Annotated in this window: 19 protein-coding genes; 3 read left to right on the plus strand and 16 right to left on the minus strand. The window is 68.3% G+C overall.

Features of this window, described 5'->3' with window-relative positions:
• Positions 1-56: 56 nt before the first annotated feature.
• The 15 genes from KRX52_RS12055 to KRX52_RS12125 all read right to left on the minus strand — a co-directional run bounded on the left by KRX52_RS12055 (position 57) and on the right by KRX52_RS12125 (position 13,685).
• Positions 57-767 (minus strand): 16S rRNA (uracil(1498)-N(3))-methyltransferase, encoded by a 711-nt coding sequence (locus KRX52_RS12055; protein ID WP_217681972.1) that lies wholly within the window; start codon positions 765-767, stop codon positions 57-59.
• Complete coding sequence (tatC, locus tag KRX52_RS12060; RefSeq protein WP_217681973.1) at positions 764-1,579, minus strand: twin-arginine translocase subunit TatC; 816 nt, start codon at positions 1,577-1,579, stop codon at positions 764-766. The genes KRX52_RS12055 and tatC overlap by 4 nt, the downstream gene beginning before the upstream one ends.
• Positions 1,576-1,995 (minus strand): Sec-independent protein translocase protein TatB, encoded by a 420-nt coding sequence (tatB, locus tag KRX52_RS12065; protein WP_217681974.1) that lies wholly within the window; start codon positions 1,993-1,995, stop codon positions 1,576-1,578. Before tatB ends, tatC begins: the two co-directional genes overlap by 4 nt.
• Before the next feature lie 9 nt (positions 1,996-2,004).
• Positions 2,005-2,256, minus strand: a complete 252-nt coding sequence (locus tag KRX52_RS12070) for a twin-arginine translocase TatA/TatE family subunit (protein WP_217681975.1) — start codon at positions 2,254-2,256, stop codon at positions 2,005-2,007.
• Positions 2,257-2,279: 23 nt separating this feature from the next.
• Entirely contained in the window at positions 2,280-2,630 is a 351-nt protein-coding gene (locus KRX52_RS12075) for a phosphoribosyl-ATP diphosphatase (protein ID WP_217681976.1), read from the minus strand.
• Positions 2,623-3,027, minus strand: a complete 405-nt coding sequence (gene hisI / locus KRX52_RS12080) for a phosphoribosyl-AMP cyclohydrolase (protein WP_217681977.1) — start codon at positions 3,025-3,027, stop codon at positions 2,623-2,625. Before hisI ends, KRX52_RS12075 begins: the two co-directional genes overlap by 8 nt.
• A gap of 76 nt (positions 3,028-3,103) precedes the next feature.
• Complete coding sequence (gene ubiB, locus KRX52_RS12085) at positions 3,104-4,684, minus strand: ubiquinone biosynthesis regulatory protein kinase UbiB (RefSeq protein WP_217681978.1); 1,581 nt, start codon at positions 4,682-4,684, stop codon at positions 3,104-3,106.
• A 4-nt stretch (positions 4,685-4,688) separates the two neighbouring features.
• Positions 4,689-5,306, minus strand: coding sequence for a ubiquinone biosynthesis accessory factor UbiJ (locus tag KRX52_RS12090; RefSeq protein WP_217681979.1), 618 nt, complete (start codon positions 5,304-5,306; stop codon positions 4,689-4,691).
• Positions 5,306-6,076, minus strand: coding sequence for a bifunctional demethylmenaquinone methyltransferase/2-methoxy-6-polyprenyl-1,4-benzoquinol methylase UbiE (gene ubiE, locus KRX52_RS12095; RefSeq protein ID WP_217681980.1), 771 nt, complete (start codon positions 6,074-6,076; stop codon positions 5,306-5,308). The genes KRX52_RS12090 and ubiE overlap by 1 nt, the downstream gene beginning before the upstream one ends.
• Before the next feature lie 177 nt (positions 6,077-6,253).
• The gene (locus KRX52_RS12100; RefSeq protein WP_217681981.1) at positions 6,254-6,625 is read right to left on the minus strand and encodes a gamma-butyrobetaine hydroxylase family protein; all 372 of its coding nucleotides are present in this window, start codon (positions 6,623-6,625) and stop codon (positions 6,254-6,256) included.
• Between the two features lie 124 nt (positions 6,626-6,749).
• Positions 6,750-8,090 carry an ATP-dependent protease ATPase subunit HslU gene (gene hslU, locus KRX52_RS12105; RefSeq protein ID WP_217681982.1) on the minus strand — a complete coding sequence of 447 codons (1,341 nt, stop codon included), beginning with the start codon at positions 8,088-8,090 and terminating at the stop codon, positions 6,750-6,752.
• 23 nt (positions 8,091-8,113) lie between these two features.
• Positions 8,114-8,644, minus strand: coding sequence for an ATP-dependent protease subunit HslV (gene hslV, locus KRX52_RS12110; RefSeq protein ID WP_217681983.1), 531 nt, complete (start codon positions 8,642-8,644; stop codon positions 8,114-8,116).
• Positions 8,645-8,763: 119 nt separating this feature from the next.
• Positions 8,764-9,570 (minus strand): SPOR domain-containing protein, encoded by an 807-nt coding sequence (locus KRX52_RS12115; RefSeq protein ID WP_217681984.1) that lies wholly within the window; start codon positions 9,568-9,570, stop codon positions 8,764-8,766.
• On the minus strand, positions 9,571-11,310 hold the full coding sequence (gene argS / locus KRX52_RS12120; RefSeq protein ID WP_217681985.1) for an arginine--tRNA ligase: 1,740 nt from the start codon (positions 11,308-11,310) through the stop codon (positions 9,571-9,573). It abuts the gene before it with no gap.
• Positions 11,311-11,465: 155 nt separating this feature from the next.
• Positions 11,466-13,685, minus strand: coding sequence for a primosomal protein N' (locus KRX52_RS12125; RefSeq protein ID WP_217681986.1), 2,220 nt, complete (start codon positions 13,683-13,685; stop codon positions 11,466-11,468).
• A gap of 210 nt (positions 13,686-13,895) precedes the next feature.
• Between KRX52_RS12125 and rpmE the strand changes: the two genes are divergently transcribed.
• The 3 genes from rpmE to KRX52_RS12140 all read left to right on the plus strand — a co-directional run bounded on the left by rpmE (position 13,896) and on the right by KRX52_RS12140 (position 16,446).
• A complete protein-coding gene (gene rpmE, locus KRX52_RS12130) occupies positions 13,896-14,114 on the plus strand; it encodes a 50S ribosomal protein L31 (protein WP_217681987.1) in 219 nt (72 codons plus the stop codon).
• Between the two features lie 16 nt (positions 14,115-14,130).
• Positions 14,131-14,946, plus strand: coding sequence for a thermonuclease family protein (locus tag KRX52_RS12135; protein WP_217681988.1), 816 nt, complete (start codon positions 14,131-14,133; stop codon positions 14,944-14,946).
• Between the two features lie 231 nt (positions 14,947-15,177).
• Positions 15,178-16,446 (plus strand): malic enzyme-like NAD(P)-binding protein, encoded by a 1,269-nt coding sequence (locus KRX52_RS12140; protein WP_217681989.1) that lies wholly within the window; start codon positions 15,178-15,180, stop codon positions 16,444-16,446.
• Between the two features lie 58 nt (positions 16,447-16,504).
• Here the strand turns inward: KRX52_RS12140 and KRX52_RS12145 are convergent, their stop codons facing one another.
• Positions 16,505-18,931 carry a penicillin-binding protein 1A gene (locus tag KRX52_RS12145; protein ID WP_217681990.1) on the minus strand — a complete coding sequence of 809 codons (2,427 nt, stop codon included), beginning with the start codon at positions 18,929-18,931 and terminating at the stop codon, positions 16,505-16,507.
• Between the last annotated feature and the right edge of the window lie 181 nt (positions 18,932-19,112).

Genomic DNA, 19,112 nt, shown 5'->3' on the forward strand with positions numbered 1-19,112 from the left:
GAAAACTCGCGCCGCGATTTTCCACTACCGCGCCGGCCCGAGCGGCGGATGTTCGCTCAGAACAGCCGGGCGAGCAGGGCGGTTACCGCGGTTTCCACGCGCAGGATGCGCTCGCCGAGCTGCACCGGCTGCAGGCCGGCCTCGTGCAGCTTGTCCACCTCGTAGGGGATCCAGCCGCCTTCCGGGCCGATGGCCAGGGTCACCGCGCCATCCACCGCGCGCGGGCAGGTGGGGTAGGCGCCGGGATGGCCGACCAGGCCGATGCTGCCGGCGGCCAGTTGCGGCAGGCGGTCCTCGACGAACGGCTTGAAGCGTTTCTCGATAATGACCTCCGGCAGCACGGTGTCGCGCGCCTGTTCGAGGCCGAGGATCAGCTGTTCGCGGATGGCCTCGGGCGCAAGGAACGGCGTCTGCCAGAAACTCTTTTCCACCCGATAGCTGTTGAGCAGCACCAGACGCGGCACGCCCATGCTGGCCACGGTCTGCAGCACGCGCTTGAGCATCTTCGGCCGCGGCAGGGCGAGCAGCAGGGTCAGCGGCAGCTTGGCCGGTGGCGCCTGCGCAATCGACAGTACCTCGAGCTCCGCCTCCTCGGCGGTCAGGCGCAGCAGGCGGCCTTCGCCCATCAGACCGCCGAGACGGCCGACGCGCAGGCTGTCGCCGGCGGCGGCGCGGTGCACCTCGTGCAGGTGGGTGAGGCGCCGGCCGCGCAGCAGGGCGCGGCCTTCGGCGACGAAGTCGCCGTCCTCCAGCAGCAGCAGGTTCATGCCTGCGGGGCCGGCGGCTGGTCGTCGGGATCGCGGCTGACTACGGCGCTGCTGTCGCTGGCTTCCCCGCTTTCTTCCGGCTGCGGGCGGCGCACCATGGCGCCGAAGAACAGGCCAACCTCGAACAGCAGCCACATCGGCACGGCCAGCAGGGTCTGCGAGAATATGTCCGGCGGGGTGAGGACCATGCCGACCACGAAGCAGCCGACGATCACGTAGGGGCGGCTCTTCTTCAGGGTTTCCACTTCGACCAGGCCGATCCACAGGATCAGGAAGGTCGCCACCGGAATCTCGAAGGCCACGCCGAAGGCGAAGAACAGGGTGAGGACGAAGTCCAGGTACTCGTTGATGTCGGTCATCATCGCCACGCCTTCCGGCGTCACGCTGGCGAAGAAGTGGAACATCAGCGGGAACACCAGGAAGTAGACGAAGGCCATCCCGGCATAGAACAGGAAGATGCTGGAGATCAGCAGCGGCACGGCGATGCGCTTTTCGTGCTTGTACAGCCCGGGGGCGATGAAACCCCAGATCTGGTGGAGGATCACCGGCACGCTGAGGAACAGCGCCACCCAGGCGGTGAGCTTGAACGGGGTGAGGAACGGCGAAGCCACCCCGGTGGCGATCATGGTCGCGCCCTCCGGCAGGTAGGCGCGCAGCGGCGCGGAGACCAGGGTGTAGATGTCCTGGGCGAAATAGAACAGCCCGGCGAAGATCAGCAGCACCGCGATCACGCAGCGCAGCAGGCGACTGCGCAGCTCGGTGAGGTGGGCCACCAGGGGCATTTCCCCGTCGATTTGGGAGGGCTCGGTCATGTCGGGCGCGGTGGCTCACTGGGCGCAGCCGGCGCGCTGGCAGGCTGGGCGGACGGGGGGGATTGGGCTGCGGCAGTGCTGTCGGGGGCGGCGCTCTGCGGCGTGCTGGCCGTCGGCGTGGCGGCGCTGCTGTCTGCCGCGCTGCCGGTGGTCGGCGCTGTCGCGGGCGCTGGCGGCTGCAGCGACTGCTTGAGCTCGCGCTCCATCTGCAGGATCTGCTCGTTGTGCAGCTGGCGGCGGATCTCGTCGGCGCCGATCTCGCGCTCGACCTCGGTCTTGATCGCGTTGAAGCTGCGCTTCAGGCGGCCGACCCACAGGCCGGCCGTGCGCGCGGCGGCCGGCAGGCGCTCGGGGCCGAACACCAGCAGGGCAACCAGACCGACCAGCAACAGCTCGGAAAAACCGATATCGAACATGCGTCAGGCTCAGTCCTTGCGCACCGGGGTGTCGACCTTCTGGGCCTGGCCCTCGATGGTCTGCGGCTTATTCAGCGTGTCGGCGGACTGCGCCTGCTGCTGCTCGGCCGGTTTATCGCCTTCCTCGGTGTTCACCGCCTTGCGAAAGCCCTTGATCGCCTCGCCGACGTCGGCGCCGAGGGTCTTCAGGCGCTTGGTGCCGAACACCAGCACGACGACGACAAGAATGATCAGCCAGTGTTTCCAGTCGAAAATACCCATGAAATTCTCCTTGCGCTGAATGGTTAGGCGGACGGTTGACGGGCGGCCTTCTCGGCGTGCCCGGAGAGGCCGAAGCGGCGGTCCAGTTCGTCGAGCACCGCCTGCGGGTGCTGGCCGAGGGCGGCGAGCATGACCAGGGAGTGGAACCACAGGTCGGCGGTTTCGTAGATCAGGTCGCTGCAGTCGCCGCTGACCGCGGCGTCCTTGGCGGCGAGGATGGTTTCCACCGACTCCTCGCCGACCTTTTCGAGAATCTTGTTGAGGCCCTTGTGGTACAGGCTGGCCACGTAGGAGCTGTCCGGCGTGGCGCCCTTGCGGGACTCAAGCACCTCGGCCAGGCGGGCGAGGGTGTCGTTGCTGCTGTGCTCACTCATGGCGGTGCTCCTTGTGCTCGTAGATGGCGTGGGGATCCTTGAGGACCGCGTCGACGGTCTGCCAGGCGCCGTTTTCATATACGCGGTAGAAGCAGCTCTCGCGCCCGGTGTGGCAGGCGATGCCGCCGAGCTGCTCGACCTGCAGGACCAGCACGTCGGCGTCGCAGTCCAGGCGCAGTTCGTGGAGCTTCTGCACGTGGCCCGATTCCTCGCCCTTGCGCCACAGCTTGCCGCGCGAGCGCGACCAGTAGATGGCGCGGCCCTCGTCGACGGTGAGCTGCAGGGATTCGCGGTTCATCCAGGCCATCATCAGGATGCGCCCGCTCTTGTGGTCCTGGGCAATCGCCGGGACCAGGCCGTCGGCGTTCCAGTGAATTTCGTCCAGCCAGTTGCTCATCGGTTGTTCGCTTGTCCGGGGCGCGCTCGGCGCCGGTTCACAATCGGGTCAGTTTGCCAGCAGTGGTGCGCGCTGGCTATCGGCGCAGGATCAGGTACAGGCCGCCGGCGAGCATGCTCCAGGCCGGCCAGGTCTCGGCAGTCAGCGCCAGGCCGCTGCTGGCGGCGCCGAGCAGCAGCACGGCGCCGAGCAGGCGCGCCAGCCAGCGCTCGCCGGTGGCGGGGGCCGGGGGCGTGCCGTGGCCGAGGCGCTCCAGCGCCGCGCCGGCCTTCTTGGCCAGCTGCGGCACCTGCTCGGCCTGGCTCTGCAGGTTGCGCAGCAGGCGCAGCGGGCTCATGCGCTCGCGCATCCAGCGCTCGAGGAACGGTTTGGCGGTGCTCCACAGGTCCAGCTCGGGGTACAGCTGGCGGCCGAGGCCCTCGATGTTGAGCAGGGTCTTCTGCAGCAGCACCAGCTGCGGCTGCACCTGCATGTTGAAGCGCCGCGCGGTCTGGAACAGGCGCAGCAGCACCTGGCCGAAGGAAATGTCCTTCAGCGGCTTCTCGAAGATCGGCTCGCAGACGGTGCGGATCGCCGCCTCGAAGTCGTTGACTTGGGTGTCGGCGGGCACCCAGCCGGAGTCGATGTGCAGCTGCGCCACCTTGCGGTAGTCGCGCTTGAAGAAGGCCAGCAGGTTACGCGCCAGGTAGTCTTGGTCCTCGGCGGTGAGGCTGCCGATGATGCCGCAGTCGATGGCGATGTACTGCGGGTCGTGCGGCGTGCGGGTGCTGACGAAGATGTTGCCGGGGTGCATGTCGGCGTGGAAGAAGCTGTCGCGGAACACCTGGGTGAAGAAGATCTCCACGCCGCGCTCGGCGAGCTTCTTCATGTCGGTGTGCTGGTCGTGCAGGGCGTTCAGGTCGGTGACCGGCACGCCGTAGATGCGCTCCATCACCAGCACCTTGGGGCGGCACCAGTCCCAGTACACCTGCGGCACGTAGAGCAGCTTGGAGTCTTCGAAGTTGCGCCGCAGCTGGCTGCCGTTGGCCGCCTCGCGCAGCAGGTCGAGCTCGTCGAAGATGGTGCCCTCGTAGTCGCTGACCACCTCCACCGGGCGCAGGCGGCGGGCGTCGGCCGAGGCGCGCTCGGCCAGCTTGGCGAGCACGAACAGCCAGGCCATGTCCTGGCGGATCACCGGCTCGAGGCCCGGGCGCACCACCTTGACCACCACGTCCTCGCCGGTGCGCAGCTGGGCGGCGTGCACCTGGGCCACCGAGGCGGAAGCCAGCGGCTGGCGCTCGAAACGGCTGAACACCTGGTCGATGCTGGCGCCGAGCTGCTGCTCGATCAGCGCCACCGCCTGCTCGGGCGGGAACGGCGGCACCTGGTCCTGCAGGCGCGCCAGCTCGTCGGCGATGTCGGCCGGGAGCAGGTCGCGGCGGGTGGACAGCAGCTGGCCGAACTTGATGAACACCGGGCCGAGGTCTTCCAGGCTGCGGCGCAGGCGCTCGCCGCGCGACATCGCCAGCGGCGTGCGCGGCAGCCAGCGCCAGGGCATGGCGCGCAGCAGGCCGCGCAGCCACCAGGGCAGCGGCAGGTCGAGCAGCAGCTCGTCGAGCTGGTAACGGACAGCGGTGCGCTGGATACGGATCAGGCGGCGCAGGGCGAGCAGCTTCATGCGGTCAGTCGATTTCCGGAAGGCGGCGGGCAAGGCGCTCGCTGCGCGCCTCGAGACGGTCGAGGGCGAGCTTGAGGTGGTCCAGTTCGGCGAAGCGCGCTTCGGCCTCGCGGCGGCCGAGCAGTGCGCGCGACTCCTCGGCCAGCCAGTCGGCCAGATTCAGGCGCAGGCTGGCCAGGCTGTCGCGGCCCCAGGCGCCGGCGCCGTGCAGCGGGCGGGCCACGGCGACGGCGCCGAGCGGACCGAGCCAGTCGGCCAGCGCGCCTTCCCAGTCCAGTTCGAGATCCTGGAGGATCGCCGCCAGATCGAGCAGGCAGGTGCTGTGGCCGTCCAGCTCGACGTCGGGGGCGTGCAGCACGGCGGTCTTGTCGCGACGCATGGCCAGTTGCAGCAGGCGGCTGGCCGGCGCGCGCAGGGTGCAGTCGGCCGGCGCGGCCCAGTGGCCGGCCAGGCGCAGGCCGTCGGCTCCGGGCAGCAGGTACAGGCGCAGCTTGGGTGCCGTGCAGTCGACGGCGATCACCCGGCCTTGCAGCGCAGCCAGGCGCGGGCCGGCGGTGGCGTCCAGCGCCAGCACCCGGTTGAGGCCGGCCTCGACGCCGGCGAGCAGCGCGAGCGGCAGCATCAGGGCTTGATGCCGCGGTGCAGGGCGACGATGCCGCCGGTCATGTTGTGGTAGGTGACCAGGTCGAAGCCGGCGTCGACCATCATGCCCTTGAGGGTTTCCTGGTCGGGGTGCATGCGGATCGACTCCGCCAGGTAGCGGTAGCTTTCGGCGTCGTTGGTGATCAGCTTGCCGGCCAGCGGCATGAAAGCGAACGAGTAGGCGTCGTAGGCCTTGCCCAGCAGGCTGCTGGACGGCTTGGAGAATTCCAGCACCAGCAGGCGGCCGCCGGGCTTGAGCACGCGCAGCATGGAGCGCAGGGCGTCTTCCTTGTGGGTGACGTTGCGCAGGCCGAAGGCGATGGTGACCACGTCGAAGTGGTTATCGGGGAACGGCAGCTTCTCGGCATCGGCCTGGACGAACTTGACGTTGCCGGCCACGCCCTTGTCGAGCAGGCGGTCGCGGCCGACCTTGAGCATCGAGGCGTTGATGTCGGCCAGCACCACCTCGCCGGTCGGGCCGACCAGGCGCGAGAACTGGCGAGCCAGGTCGCCGGTGCCGCCGGCGATGTCCAGCACGCGGTTGCCCGGGCGCACGCCGGACAGCTCGATGGTGAAGCGCTTCCACAGGCGGTGCATGCCGCCGGAGAGCACGTCGTTCATCAGGTCGTACTTGGCGGCCACCGAGTGGAACACCTCGGCGACCTTCTGCGCCTTCTGGCTTTCCGGCACGCTCTGGTAACCGAAGTGGGTGGAGGGCTCGGCGGAGTCGGGCTTGCGCGGATCGCTCATGTCGCAGTCACCTGGAAAAATGTGGTGGCCATTCTAATCCCCGGCGCCGGGCTTTGTCTTGGCACGGGATGGGGCGCCGACATCGCATCTCGGCGCGTAGGGTGCGCCGTGCGCACCATCAGGCTGCGAGCCACCGATTGGTGCGCATGGCGCACCCTACGGTTGGCGAGCCGAGTCTCAGAGCATCAGCTTGACCACCGACTCGTCGGGATCGCGCGACTTGCCGGCGGCGGCCAGCTCGGCGAGGTAGTCGGCCCACAGCTGCTCCTGGCGGGTGGCCAGCTCGTACAGGTAGTCCCAGGTGAACAGGCCGCTGTCGTGGCCGTCGTCGAACACCAGCTTGAGGGCGTACTGCCCGGCTGGCTCGGCGCCCTTGAAGCCGACGTTCTGCTTGCCGTATTGCAGCACGGGGTGGCCGTGGCCCTGCACCTCGGCCGAGGGCGAGTGCACGCGGAGGAATTCGGCGCTCAGGCTGTACTGCTGGTCGCCGAAGTGCAGCTCGAGGGTCTTCGACGCCTTGTGCAGCTTGATGGCGGTGGGGATGTGCATCGGAGCAGGTCTCTGCGGGGTGGTCGTAGGGTGCGCCATGCGCACCGCGGCACGGCATGGTGCGCATGGCGCACCCTACGCCGAGCGGTGGGCACGCGCGCAGCGTTGCCCACCCGGTGTCGGCTTACAGGATATAGCGCGACAGATCCTCGTCCTGCGCCAGTTCGCCGAGATGGCCGTTGACGTAGGCGGCGTCGATCACGATCGGCCGGCCGCTGTGGTCGACGGCGAGGTCGGCGGCGCTGAAGGAGACTTCTTCCAGCAGGCGCTCGAGCAGGGTGTGCAGGCGGCGGGCGCCGATGTTCTCGGTCTTCTCGTTGACCTGCCAGGCGATCTCGGCCAGGCGCTGGATGCCGTCGGCGGTGAACTCGATGCCCAGACCCTCGGTCTTCAGCAGCGCGCAGTACTGCTCGGTCAGCGAGGCGTGCGGCTCGGTGAGGATGCGCTCGAAGTCCTGCGGAGTCAGCGCCTTGAGTTCGACGCGGATCGGCAGGCGGCCCTGCAGCTCGGGCACCAAGTCGCTCGGCTTGCTCAGGTGGAAGGCGCCGGAGGCGATGAACAGGATGTGGTCGGTCTTGACCATGCCCAGCTTGGTGTTGACCGTGCAGCCCTCGATCAGCGGCAGCAGGTCGCGCTGCACGCCCTCGCGGGACACGTCGGCGCCGCCGACGTTGCCGCGCTTGGCGATCTTGTCGATCTCGTCGATGAACACGATGCCGTGCTGCTCCACCGCCTCGAGGGCGCGGGCCTTGAGTTCTTCCTCGTTGACCAGGCGTGCGGCTTCCTCGTCGCGGACCATCTTCAGGGCGTCGGCGACCTTGAGCTTGCGGCTCTTCTTCTGGCCCTTGGACAGGCCGGAGAACAGGTTCTGCAGCTGGCTGGTCATCTCCTCCATGCCCGGCGGGGTCATGATCTCGACGCCGGCCGGCGTTTCGGTCACCTCGATGTCGATTTCCTTGTCGTCCAGCTGGCCTTCGCGCAGGCGCTTGCGGAACAGCTGGCGGGTGTTGGACTCCTCGCGGGCGGCCGGCTCGTCGCCGAAACCTTGGCGGGCCGGCGGCAGCAGGGCGTCGAGGATGCGTTCCTCGGCGGCGTCCTCGGCGCGGAAGCGCATCTTCTGCACTTCCTGCTCGCGCAGCATCTTCAGCGCGGCGTCGGCGAGGTCGCGGACGATCGACTCGACATCGCGGCCGACGTAGCCGACTTCGGTGAACTTGGTCGCCTCGACCTTGATGAACGGCGCGTTGGCCAGCTTGGCCAGGCGGCGGGCGATCTCGGTCTTGCCGACGCCGGTCGGGCCGATCATCAGGATGTTCTTCGGGGTGACTTCCTGGCGCAGCTCGGCGGGCAGCTGCATGCGCCGCCAGCGGTTGCGCAGGGCGATGGCGACGGCGCGCTTGGCGTCTTCCTGGCCGACGATGTGGCGGTTGAGTTCGTGGACGATCTCGCGGGGCGTCATGGACATGGATGGGGCTCCGGAAGACGCGCTCATTCGGCGCAGTCTTCTTCCTCGATGGTCAGGTTCTGGTTGGTGAACACGCAGATGGAGCCGGCGATGTTCAAGGCGGTCTCGGCGATCTCGCGCGCCGACAGCTCGGTCTTCTGCAGCAGGGCCAAGGCCGCGGCCTGGGCGAAGCCGCCACCGGAGCCCATGGCGATCAGACCGTGCTCGGGCTCCACCACGTCGCCGTTGCCGGTGATGATCAGCGAGGCGTCCTTGTTGGCCACCGCCAGCATGGCCTCCAGGCGGCTCAGGCTGCGGTCGGTACGCCAGTCCTTGGCCAGTTCGACGGCGGCGCGTACCAGGTGGCCCTGGTGCTTTTCCAGCTGGCCCTCGAAGCGCTCGAACAGGGTGAAGGCGTCGGCGGTGGCGCCGGCGAAGCCGGCCAGCACCTGGCCGTGGTACAGGCGGCGGACCTTCTTGGCGTTGCCTTTCATCACGGTGTTGCCGAGCGAAACCTGGCCGTCGCCGCCCATGACGACTTTGCCGTTGCGGCGGACTGAAACGATGGTGGTCAAGGGAGCGATCTCCTGCAGCGGGACGCGGGGCGTCCGGGATGCGAGGAGATATGGGGGATACGGGCGGGGTTTTCAACCGCCCGCGCGAGCTGGTTCGCTGGCGGGCGGTTGGACAGGGGTCAGCGGCGCTGCTGCACCACGCTGCCGACGCCGTTGGCGCCGAGCTGCTTCTTGGCGCTGTCGGCCTGCGGGCGGCTGGCGAAGGGGCCGACCACCACGCGGTGCCAGGTCTTGTCGCCGACCTTGCCCGACTCGATGCGCGCGTCCTGGCCGAGCAGGATCAGTTTGGCGCGCGCGCTTTCCGCCTGGTCGCGACTGGCGAAGGAGCCGGCCTGCAGGTAGAAGCGGCCGCTCGGCGCCGCCGTGGCGGGCGCTGGCGGGGTTGGCGGCGGGGCTGGTGGTTTGACCGGTGCAGCCGGTGCGGCCTTGGGCGACGCCGGAGTGGCGGCAGTTGCTGTGGCAGCCGTCTTCGGCGGCTGCGCCACGGCAAGCGGCGTGGCGGGCGTGCCGGGCGCGGCGGCTGGCGGCACCGCCGCAGGCGCCATGACCAGCCGCGGCGGCGGGGTACGGCCTTCGAGCAGAGCCTGCGCGCGGGCGGCTTCCGCCGCCTGGAGCTGTTCCGGCGTCGGCTGGCTGCCCGGCAGGGGATTGGGGCTGGCCTTGGTCAGCTCCTCGTAGAAATCGTACTTCGGCTTGGGCGGCGTGACGGGTTGCGCCGGCTTGGTCGTCGTGGCGGTTTCCGGCTTGCCCGCAGGCGTGCGTTTGATCTCGTCGCGGCCCGGCTCGAGTTGGGCGAGGAACACGAAGAAACCACCGATGACCAGGCCGCTGGCCAGCCAGATCCAGCCCGGCACGGCCTTTCTGGCCGGTGCCGAGCGGGTGCGGCTGGCGCCGCGCTGCTTCGGTTTCTGCTTGCGGGCAGTCATTTACATGCGCTCGAGGGTGGTCAGGCCGAGCAGTTCGAGGCCCTGCTGGAGGGTGCGGCCGGTCAGTGCAGCCAGGCGCAGACGACTCTGCTGCACGGCCACGTCCTCGGCGCCGAGGATCGGGCAGTTCTCGTAGAAGCTGGAGAACAGGCCGGCCAGCTCGTACAGGTAGCTGCACAGCAGGTGCGGCACGCCCTTGTCGCCGACGTTGTTGAGCACCTCGGCGAACTGCGCCAGCTTGGCGGCGAGCGCCAGTTCCTGCTCGGCCTGCAGGTCGATCTTGCCGCCGATCGCCTCGATGCCCTTGCCCAGCTTGCGGAACACGCTGGCCACGCGGGTGTAGGCGTACAGCAGGTAGGGCGCGGTGTTGCCCTCGAAGCTGAGCATCTGCTCGAAGTTGAAGCTGTAGTCGCTGGTGCGGTGCTTGGACAGGTCGGCGTACTTGACCGCGCCGATGCCCACGGCGCGGGCGATGCTGCGCAGTTCGCTCTCGTCCAGCTCTGGGTTCTTGCCCTTGACCAGGGCGTAGGCGCGCTGCTCGGCCTCGTCGAGCAGGTCGATCAGCTTGACCGTGCCGCCGTCGCGGGTCTTGAACGGGCGGCCGTCGGCGCCGTTCATGGTGCCGAAGCCCATGTGTTCGAGGTCCATGCCGGCGTGGACGAAGCCGGCGCGGCGCGCCACTTCGAAGGCCATCTGGAAGTGTAGGGCCTGGCGCTGGTCGACGAAGTACAGGGCGCGGTCGGCCTTGAGCACCTGGCTGCGGTAGCGCATGGCGGCCAGGTCGGTGGTGGCGTACAGGTAACCGCCGCCGGCCTTCTGCACGATCACCGGCAGCGGGTTGCCCTCGGCGTTCTTGTATTCGTCCATGAACACGCACTGCGCGCCTTCGCTTTCGCTGAGCAGGCCCTTGGCCTGCAGTTCGGCGACGATGGTCGGCAGGTCGGCGTTGTAGGCGCTCTCGCCACGCACGTCGGCCGGGCTCAGCTTGACGCCGAGGCGGTCGTAGACGGCCTGGCAATGGCTGAGCGACACGTCGTTGAAGCGCTGCCACAGGCGCAGGCACTCGGCGTCGCCGGCCTGCAGCTTTACCACCAAGGCGCGGGCACGGTCGGCGAACTCGGCGCTGTCGTCGAAGCGTTTCTTCGCCGCGCGGTAGAACTGTTCGAGGTCGGCCAGTTCGCTCTCGGCGGCGGCCGGATTCTCCTCGAGGTAGGCCAGCAGCATGCCGAACTGGGTGCCCCAGTCGCCGACGTGGTTCTGGCGGATCACCGTGTCGCCGAGGAACTCCAGCACCCGGCCGACGGCGTCGCCGATGATGGTCGAGCGCAGGTGGCCGACGTGCATCTCCTTGGCCAGGTTCGGCGAGGACAGGTCGACCACCACGCGCTGGGCGGTGCCGCTCTTGCGCACGCCGAGCTGCGCATCGGCCAGCGCGGCCTCCAGGCGCTGGGCCAGGGCGTCGCTGTTCTGGAAGAAGTTGAGGAAGCCCGGGCCGGCGATTTCCACCTTGCTGACGCTGGCGTCGACGGGCAGCGCGGCGATCAGTTTCTCGGCCAGCTCGCGCGGCTTCAGGCCGGCCGGCTTGGCCAGCATCATGGCGATGTTGCTGGCGAAGTCGCCGTGGGTCTTGTCCCGGGTGTTTTCCACCTGGATCGCCGGCGTCAGCCCCGCGGGCAGCACGCCTTCGTCGGTCAGGCGGGTCAGGGCTTGCTGGATCAGGTGGCGGATGCTGTCTTTCATCGGTGTGCTCTTCAGGCCGGGTGCGCGGGCGCCGGGGCGCTGCTCGAAAACCGTACATTATCCGCAGGGCGCCGGGGCTTGCCAACCGCTGACAGTGTAGGGGGGCCGTGCGCGCGGCGTGCTGCGCCTGCCGCTGAGTGTGATCTGGGTCGCGCTCAGAACAGGTCGATCGGGTCGACGTCCAGCGACCAGCGCACCTGGCGGTTACCCGGCAGGTTTTCCAGCTGCACCAGCCAGGGTGTGAGCAAGCGGTGCAGGGCGGCGCGGCTGGGTGCCTGCAGCAGCAGCTGGGCACGGTGGCGACCGGCGCGGCGCTCCATCGGCGCCGGCACCGGACCGAGCACCTGCACGTCGGGATGCGCGGACTGCTCCAGCAGTTGCTCGGCCAGTTCGGCGGCGCTGTCGAGAAAGGCTTCGGCCTGCTCGCCCTGGTGGGCGTCGGCGCGCAGCAGGGCGAGGTGGGCAAAGGGCGGCAGGCCGGCGGCGCGGCGCTCGCTGAGCGCCTGTTCGGCGAAGGCGAAGTAGCCCTGCTCGGTGAGCTGCACCAGCAGCGGGTGGTCGGCCAGATGGGTCTGGATGATCACCCGCCCCGGCGCTTCGGCGCGCCCGGCGCGGCCGGCGACCTGGACGATCAGCTGGGCCATGCGCTCGCTGGCGCGAAAATCCGCGCTGAACAGGCCGCCGTCGGCGTCGAGGATCGCCACCAGGGTGACGCGCGGAAAGTGGTGGCCCTTGGCGAGCATCTGGGTGCCGAGCAGGATGCACGGCTCGCCGCTCTGCACGGTGGCAAACAGCTGTTCCAGGCTGCCCTTGCGCGCGGTGCTGTCGCGATCCATGCGCAGGATCGGGTAGTCGGGAAACAGGATGCGCAGGCGCTCCTCGCTGCGCTCGGTGCCGACACCGACCGGGCGCAGGTCGACGTGCTCACACTGCGGGCAGGCGGCCGGCGGGCGCTGGCGATGGTCGCAGTGGTGGCAGCGCAGCTCGCCGCTGCGCTGGTGCAGGGTCAGGCGCGCGTCGCAGCGCGGGCACAGGGCCATCCAGCCGCAGTCGTGACACAGCAGGGTGGGGGCGAAACCGCGGCGGTTGAGGAACACCAGCACCTGCTGGCCGGCGGCCAGGGTTTCGCCGATCAGCCGCTGCAGCGGCGGCGAGAAGCCGCTGTCCAGCGGCCGGCTGCGCACGTCGAGGCGCTCGAAGCGCGGCTGGCGGGCGCCGCCGGCGCGCTGGTTGAGGCGCAGCAGGGCGTAGCGGCCCTGCTGGGCGTTGTGCAGGCTCTCCAGCGACGGCGTGGCCGAGCCGAGCAGCAGTGGCACGCGCTCCAGGCGGGCGCGCATCACCGCCAGGTCGCGGGCGTGGTAGCGCAGGCCTTCCTGCTGCTTATAGGAAGCGTCATGCTCCTCGTCGACGATGATCAGCCCCGGATGCTTGAGCGGGGTGAACAGCGCCGAGCGGGTGCCGATGACGATCTGCGCGTGGCCCTCGCGGGCGGCCTGCCAGGCCTCCAGGCGCTCGCGGTCGGTGAGGCCCGAGTGCAGCAGGGCGATGCGCGCGTTGAAGCGGCGGGCGAAGCGCTCGAGGGTCTGCGGGCCGAGGTTGATCTCCGGGATCAGCACCAGCGCCTGCCTGCCGGTCTCGAGGGTTTCGCGGATCAGCTGCAGGTAGACCTCGGTCTTGCCGCTGCCGGTGACCCCGGCCAGCAGGCAGGGGTGGAAGCGGCCTGCACCTGCGTGGACCGCCTCGAAGGCGCTGCGCTGCTCGTCGTTGAGCGGCAGTTCCGGCTGCAGCAGCCAGGCGCCGTGGTGCTCGGGAATGCTCGGCTGGCGGCGGATCACCTCGACCAGCCCCTTGTCGTGCAGCAGCTTGAGGCTGTCGCGCGACAGCTGCAGCTGCTCCAGCAGGTTCTGGTTGACGCCGTGGGGGTGCTGGGCAAGGGTCGCCAGCGCCTGGCGCTGGCGCGGGGCGCGCGCCAGGCGCGGGTCGTCGAGGTGGACGTTGGGGGATACCAGCCAGATGCGCTCCTCGCTGCGCTCGGCCGACTCGCCCTGGCGCAGCAGGTTGGGCAGCGCCCAGCTGAAGGTGTCGCCGAGGCTGTGCTGGTAGTAGCTGGCGGTCCACAGGCACAGCTCGAACAGCGCCGGCGGCAGCAGCGGGCGTTGGTCGAGCAGGGCGCTGGCGCTTCGCAGGCGCTCCTCGGGTACCTCGCTGTGCGCCACCCGTTCGACCAGCACACCGACCAGTTCGCGGCGGCCGAACGGCACGCGCAGACGCACGCCGGGCTGCAGCAGGGCGGGATTGCAGTCGGTCGGGGCGCGGTAGTCGAACAGGCGGCGCAGCGGCGAAGGCAGGGCAAGGCGCAGGATGGGCTCGGTCACGCAGGGGCTCCGCAGGCGAAGGCCGGCGATCTTAGCACGGGGCGCCGCGGCCGGCGGCGGGCCAGCCGCCCGGCGGATCTTGCATCGCTTGGGGGGTCTGTTATCATGCCGCCCTATTTTTCCGGGTGGCCAGACCGCCCCGGTGAAACTACCTCGTGCGGTACCTGGCATGGTGCCTGGTGGCGGCACATCATCCCTGAGGATCCAAAGATGAAACCGGAAATCCATCCCGCGTACGACGAAGTCGTGGCTACCTGCAGCTGCGGCAACGTGGTCAAGACCCGCTCCACCCTGTGCAAGAACCTGAGCCTCGACGTCTGCTCCGAGTGCCACCCGTTCTACACCGGCAAGCAGAAAGTGCTGGACGCTGGCGGCCGTATCGATCGCTTCAAGCAGCGTTTCGCTGGCTTCGGTGCCACCAAGAAGTAAGCGAGGCGTATCCGGGATGCGCAAGCCGTTTCCCGGTGCAACAAAAAAGGCGTCCCTGTGGGGCGCCTTTTTTGTTTGTGCCGCCGTGCTCGTCCTGCCGCTGCAGGCGCCGGCGGCCGAGTGTCGCGGGCCCGGCCCGCTGCGCGAGGCGCAGGTGGCCAGGGTGGTGGATGGCGACACCCTGCGCCTGACCGATGGGCGCAGCGTACGCCTGATCGGCGTCAATGCGCCGGAGCAGGCTCGCCGAGGGCGTCCGGCCGAGCCCTTCGCCGACGCTGCCACCCGCCATCTCGTGCAGTTGGTCGCTGCCAGCGGCGGTCGGGTTGCGCTGCTGGCCGGCGAGCAGGCGCGCGACCACTACGGGCGCAGCCTGGCGCATGCCTTCGGTCGTGACGGCCGCAACTGGGAGGCGCAACAGCTGACGGCAGGGCTGGGGTTTGCCGTGGCCATGGCGCCGAACACCGCGCTGGTCGACTGCCAGTTCACCGCCGAGCGTGCCGCACGGGCGGCGGGCCGCGGCGTCTGGAGCCAGTCCCCGCTGCTCGAAACTTCCCGCTTGCGTCGTGGTGGCTTTGCCTTGCTGCGCGGGCGGGTGGCGAGGGTCGAGCGCAATCGCGGCGGTCTGTGGCTGGAGCTGGACGGCTCGCTGGTGCTGCAGGTCGAGGCGCAGGCGCTGGCGCGGTTCGACGAGCGGGCGCTGCGCGGACTGGCGGGGCGCACGGTCGTGGTGCGCGGTTGGGTGGTCGATCGCAGTAGGCGTGGCGTGCTCGGGCCCGGGCAGGCGCGCTGGCTGCTGCAGCTGAGTCATCCGGCCATGCTCGAGGTGCGCTGAAGCGCAGGGCGATGGGCTGCGTTGTGCGGCTGCGGCCACTTGCTGTGGCCGGTGACGGGTCCTTTCTTGGTCATGTTCAGGCGGCTGGCGTACTGGCCAAAAGTGCCTGGGACAGGCCTGGCTACACGCCCTCGAGGCTCTGGAGTGACGCTCTTGTGGGGGTTCGCGCTCTTGCCGTATGCTCAGGGTCCCTGTCTGTACCTAAATAAAATAGAAAGTGGAAGCACCAATATGTCTGATCTGAAAGCCGCCGCGCTCGAGTATCACGCTCATCCCCGTCCGGGCAAGTTGAGTGTCGAGCTGACCAAGCCCACCGCCACCGCGCGCGACCTGGCCCTGGCCTACAGTCCCGGCGTTGCCGAGCCGGTGCGCGAGATCGCTCGCGATCCCGAGCTGGCCTTCAAGTACACCGGCAAGGGCAATCTGGTGGCGGTGATTTCCGATGGCACCGCGATCCTCGGTCTGGGCGCGCTGGGCCCGCTGGCCTCCAAGCCGGTGATGGAAGGCAAGGGCGTGCTGTTCAAGCGCTTCGCCGGCGTCGATGTGTTCGATATCGAAGTGGATGCGGAAAGCCCGCAGGCCTTCATCGATACCGTCAAGCGCATCTCCATCACCTTCGGCGGCATCAACCTGGAAGACATCAAGGCGCCCGAGTGCTTCGAGATCGAGCGCGCGCTGATCGAGCAGTGCGACATCCCGGTGTTCCACGACGACCAGCATGGCACCGCCATCGTCACCGCGGCCGGCATGCTCAACGCCCTGGAGATCGTCGGCAAGAAGCTGGAAGAGGCGAAGATCGTCTGCCTCGGCGCCGGCGCCGCGGCGACCGCCTGCATGAAGCTGCTGGTCAGCATCGGGGCGAATATCGAGAACATCTTCATGATCGACCGCAAGGGCGTGATCCACGCCGGTCGCGACGATCTGAACCAGTACAAGTCGGTGTTCGCCCACGAAACCGACAAGCGCACCCTGTCCGATGCGATGGAAGGGGCCGACGTGTTCGTCGGCCTGTCCGGTGCCAACCTGCTGCCTGCCGAAGATCTGGCGCGCATGGCGCCGAACCCGATCGTGTTTGCCTGCTCCAACCCGGACCCGGAAATCGCCCCGGCGCTGGCGCATGCCACCCGTCCGGACGTGATCATGGCTACCGGCCGTTCCGACTACCCGAACCAGGTCAACAACGTCCTTGGCTTCCCGTTCATCTTCCGCGGTGCGCTGGATGTGCGCGCTACCCGCATCAACGAAGAAATGAAGATCGCTGCGGTCAACGCCATTCGCGAACTGGCCAAGCTGCCGGTGCCGCAGGAAGTCTGCGAAGCCTATGGCGTGGACAGCCTGGAGTTCGGTCGCGAGTACATCATTCCGAAGCCGATGGACCAGCGCCTGATCCAGCTGGTGCCGGATGCGGTGGCCAAGGCGGCCATCGAGACCGGTGTGGCCCGCCTCGGTTACCCGCGCCACTATCCGCTGCAGTCGGTGGATGACGTGTTCAACGGCTGATTGGCCAATGGATGACAAAAAAACCCGCAGAAGCGGGTTTTTTTGTGCCTGCCTGGAATCAGAACAGGTCGATGGGGACAGCGGCGGGTTCGCTGCCGAAGTTGTCCTGGAAGCTGCTGCTGGCTTCACTGGCCGGCTGTGGCGGGGCGTCCTTGTTAAACAGCTCGAAGAAGGCTCCGCTGCTGCCGGCGGTCGCCGCCTGGCCGGTGAGCGGATCGACGCGCAGGCGCAACAGGCCTTCCGGCTCGGGTGGCAGGTGTGCCGGCTTGTCCTTGAGGGCCACCCCCATGTAGCGGATCCAGATCGGCAGGGCGACGGTGCCGCCGTATTCGTTGTGGCCGAGCGATTGCGGCTGGTCGAAGCCGACCCAGGCGGTGGTGACGAAGTCACCGTTGTAGCCGGCGAACCAGGAGTCCTTCTGTTCGTTGGTGGTGCCCGTCTTGCCGGCCAAGTCGCTGCGCTGGAGGCTCAGGGCGCGCCGGCCGGTGCCGCGCTTGATCACGTCCTGCAGCATGCTGGTCATGATGTAGGCGGTGCGCGGGTCGAGGACGCGCTCGGCGGTCGGTGGCGTTTCGGCGGGCGGGGTGCCCTCGGGGATGGCGCTCGTCACGGCGACCGGCATGCTCGCTTGCGCCGTGTCAGCGCTAGTCGGGTGGTCAGGGATGCGCGGCGGGTTGGCGCGGAACAGTGGCTCGCCATCGCGGTTGTCGATTTGCGTGATCAGGTAGGGCTGGACGTGATAGCCGCCGTTGGCGAAGACCGCATAGCCAGTAGTGACTTCCAGCGGGGTGAGGTTGGCGGTGCCGAGCGCCAGCGAGAAGTTGCGTGGCAGCTCCTCGCGCGGCAGGCCGAAGCGCTTGCTGTAGTCGAGGGCGTATTCGATGCCGATCTCCTGCAGCAGGCGGATCGATACCAGGTTGCGCGACTTGTACAGTGCTTCGCGCATGCGGATCGGGCCGAGGAAGGTGTTGTTGTCGTTCTTCGGACGCCAGACTTCGCCGGTGTAGGGGTCGACGAACTCGATGGGCGCGTCGTTGATCAGGCTGGCGGCGGTGAAGCCCTTGTCCAGCGCGGCGCTGTAGACGAAGGGCTTAAAGCTGGAGCCGGGCTGGCGCTTGGCCTGGGTGGCGCGATTGTAGTTGCTCTGCTCGAAGGAGAAGCCGCCGGTCAGGGCGCGGATCGCGCCGTCGGCCGGGTCCAACGAGACTAGAGCGCCTTGCGCCTGCGGCAGTTGGACGAAGCGCAGGCTGCCGTCCTCCTGGCGCAGCACGCGGATCAGGTCGCCCTTCTGCACCACCTCGGCCGGCTTGCCGGGCTGGCGGCCGAGGCTATTGCTGTTGATGTGGGGGCGTGCCCACTTCATGCTCTGCCAGGCGATCGGCTGTTCGCTGCCGTCGCGAGTCAGCACCTGGATGCCGTCATTGCCGATGCTCGTGACGATGGCGGGCTCGAGTCCGCCCAGCGTGCGCTGCTCGGCCAGTTTGGCCAGCCAGCCGGCCGGGTCGAGTGTGGGGAAGCGCGCCTCGGGGCCACGATAGCCGTGGCGCTGGTCATAGTTGAGTAGGCCTTCGCGCAGGGCCTGGTTGGCTTCTGTCTGCAGGTCGCTGCGTACCGTGGTGTGCACGCGGTAACCTTCGGTATAGGCGTCGCCTCCGAAGCGGCCGACGATTTCGGCGCGCGCCATTTCCGCCACATAGGGCGCTTCCAGCTCCGGCGGTCTGACGGCTTGCTGGTGTGCTTCGACGGTCTCGGCCAGCGCGGTCTGGTAGCGCTGCTGGTCGATCTTGCCCAGCTCGTACATGCGCGCGAGGATCCAGTCGCGGCGGATCTTGGCGCGCTCCGGGTTGGCTACCGGGTTGTAGCGCGAGGGGGCTTTGGGCAGGCCGGCGATCATCGCCAGCTGGGCCAGTGACAGTTCGCGGATCGGCTTGCCGTAGTAGACCTGGGCCGCCGCCTCGATGCCGTAGGCGCGGTTGCCGAGGTAGATCTTGTTGACGTAGAGCTCGAGGATGTCGTTCTTGCCGAGCGCCCGCTCGATCTGCAGGGCGAGCAGGATCTCGTTGATCTTGCGGGCAAAGCTGCGCTCGTTGGAGAGGAAGAAGTTCTTCGCCACCTGCATGGTGATGGTGCTGCCGCCGGTCTGGATCTGCCCGCTCTTCAATAATTGCGCGGCGGCCCGCATCAGGCTTTTGACGTCGACGCCATAATGATTCGCGAAATTGTCGTCCTCCGCGGCCAACAGGGCGTTGATGAAGTCCGGAGGGATGTCGGCGAATTGGATGGGGCTGCGGCGCATTTCGCCGAACTCGGCGATCAGCTTGTCGTCGGCGCTGTAGATGCGCAGCGGGACCTGCATGCGCACGTTGCGCAGGGTTTCCACCGACGGCAGGCCGGGGCTGAGGTAGAGAAAGGCGCCACTGAGTCCGAGCATCACTGCGCTGATCAGGGCGATACAGGTCCACGACAGAAGCTTCAACAGACGCATCGGGATCTTGCTTGTCCAGGGAGAGGAATGGGGTAAGTGGGTGGTGCAGGGAAAAGGCAAAAGCTGTTCACATTATAGGTGTTTTTTCCCTGAAGTAGCCATTTGCCCTGCTGTCAAGTGGGGGCATTTAATGCTGAAATACATGAACCGTCCGTAACTTTCGGATGCTGATAGGAAATTG

Origin of the sequence: Geopseudomonas aromaticivorans (assembly GCF_019097855.1) — a bacterium.
Taxonomy (GTDB): Bacteria; Pseudomonadota; Gammaproteobacteria; order Pseudomonadales; family Pseudomonadaceae; genus Geopseudomonas; species Geopseudomonas aromaticivorans.

What these genes read in the sequence shown, in the direction of transcription:
- KRX52_RS12090 (WP_217681979.1), bottom strand. Translation starts at nt 5,306, where the DNA reads ATGCTGCCGCTCGCGCTGCTCGCCGGCGTCGAGGCCGGCCTCAACCGG.
- KRX52_RS12115 (WP_217681984.1), bottom strand. Translation starts at nt 9,570, where the DNA reads ATGACTGCCCGCAAGCAGAAACCGAAGCAGCGCGGCGCCAGCCGCACC.
- hslU (WP_217681982.1), bottom strand. Translation starts at nt 8,090, where the DNA reads ATGTCCATGACGCCCCGCGAGATCGTCCACGAACTCAACCGCCACATC.
- tatB (WP_217681974.1), bottom strand. Translation starts at nt 1,995, where the DNA reads ATGTTCGATATCGGTTTTTCCGAGCTGTTGCTGGTCGGTCTGGTTGCC.
- ubiE (WP_217681980.1), bottom strand. Translation starts at nt 6,076, where the DNA reads ATGAGCGATCCGCGCAAGCCCGACTCCGCCGAGCCCTCCACCCACTTC.
- tatC (WP_217681973.1), bottom strand. Translation starts at nt 1,579, where the DNA reads ATGACCGAGCCCTCCCAAATCGACGGGGAAATGCCCCTGGTGGCCCAC.
- rpmE (WP_217681987.1), top strand. Translation starts at nt 13,896, where the DNA reads ATGAAACCGGAAATCCATCCCGCGTACGACGAAGTCGTGGCTACCTGC.
- KRX52_RS12145 (WP_217681990.1), bottom strand. Translation starts at nt 18,931, where the DNA reads ATGCGTCTGTTGAAGCTTCTGTCGTGGACCTGTATCGCCCTGATCAGC.
- KRX52_RS12140 (WP_217681989.1), top strand. Translation starts at nt 15,178, where the DNA reads ATGTCTGATCTGAAAGCCGCCGCGCTCGAGTATCACGCTCATCCCCGT.
- KRX52_RS12100 (WP_217681981.1), bottom strand. Translation starts at nt 6,625, where the DNA reads ATGCACATCCCCACCGCCATCAAGCTGCACAAGGCGTCGAAGACCCTC.
- ubiB (WP_217681978.1), bottom strand. Translation starts at nt 4,684, where the DNA reads ATGAAGCTGCTCGCCCTGCGCCGCCTGATCCGTATCCAGCGCACCGCT.
- KRX52_RS12135 (WP_217681988.1), top strand. Translation starts at nt 14,131, where the DNA reads ATGCGCAAGCCGTTTCCCGGTGCAACAAAAAAGGCGTCCCTGTGGGGC.
- KRX52_RS12055 (WP_217681972.1), bottom strand. Translation starts at nt 767, where the DNA reads ATGAACCTGCTGCTGCTGGAGGACGGCGACTTCGTCGCCGAAGGCCGC.
- hisI (WP_217681977.1), bottom strand. Translation starts at nt 3,027, where the DNA reads ATGAGCAACTGGCTGGACGAAATTCACTGGAACGCCGACGGCCTGGTC.
- KRX52_RS12075 (WP_217681976.1), bottom strand. Translation starts at nt 2,630, where the DNA reads ATGAGTGAGCACAGCAGCAACGACACCCTCGCCCGCCTGGCCGAGGTG.
- argS (WP_217681985.1), bottom strand. Translation starts at nt 11,310, where the DNA reads ATGAAAGACAGCATCCGCCACCTGATCCAGCAAGCCCTGACCCGCCTG.
- KRX52_RS12070 (WP_217681975.1), bottom strand. Translation starts at nt 2,256, where the DNA reads ATGGGTATTTTCGACTGGAAACACTGGCTGATCATTCTTGTCGTCGTC.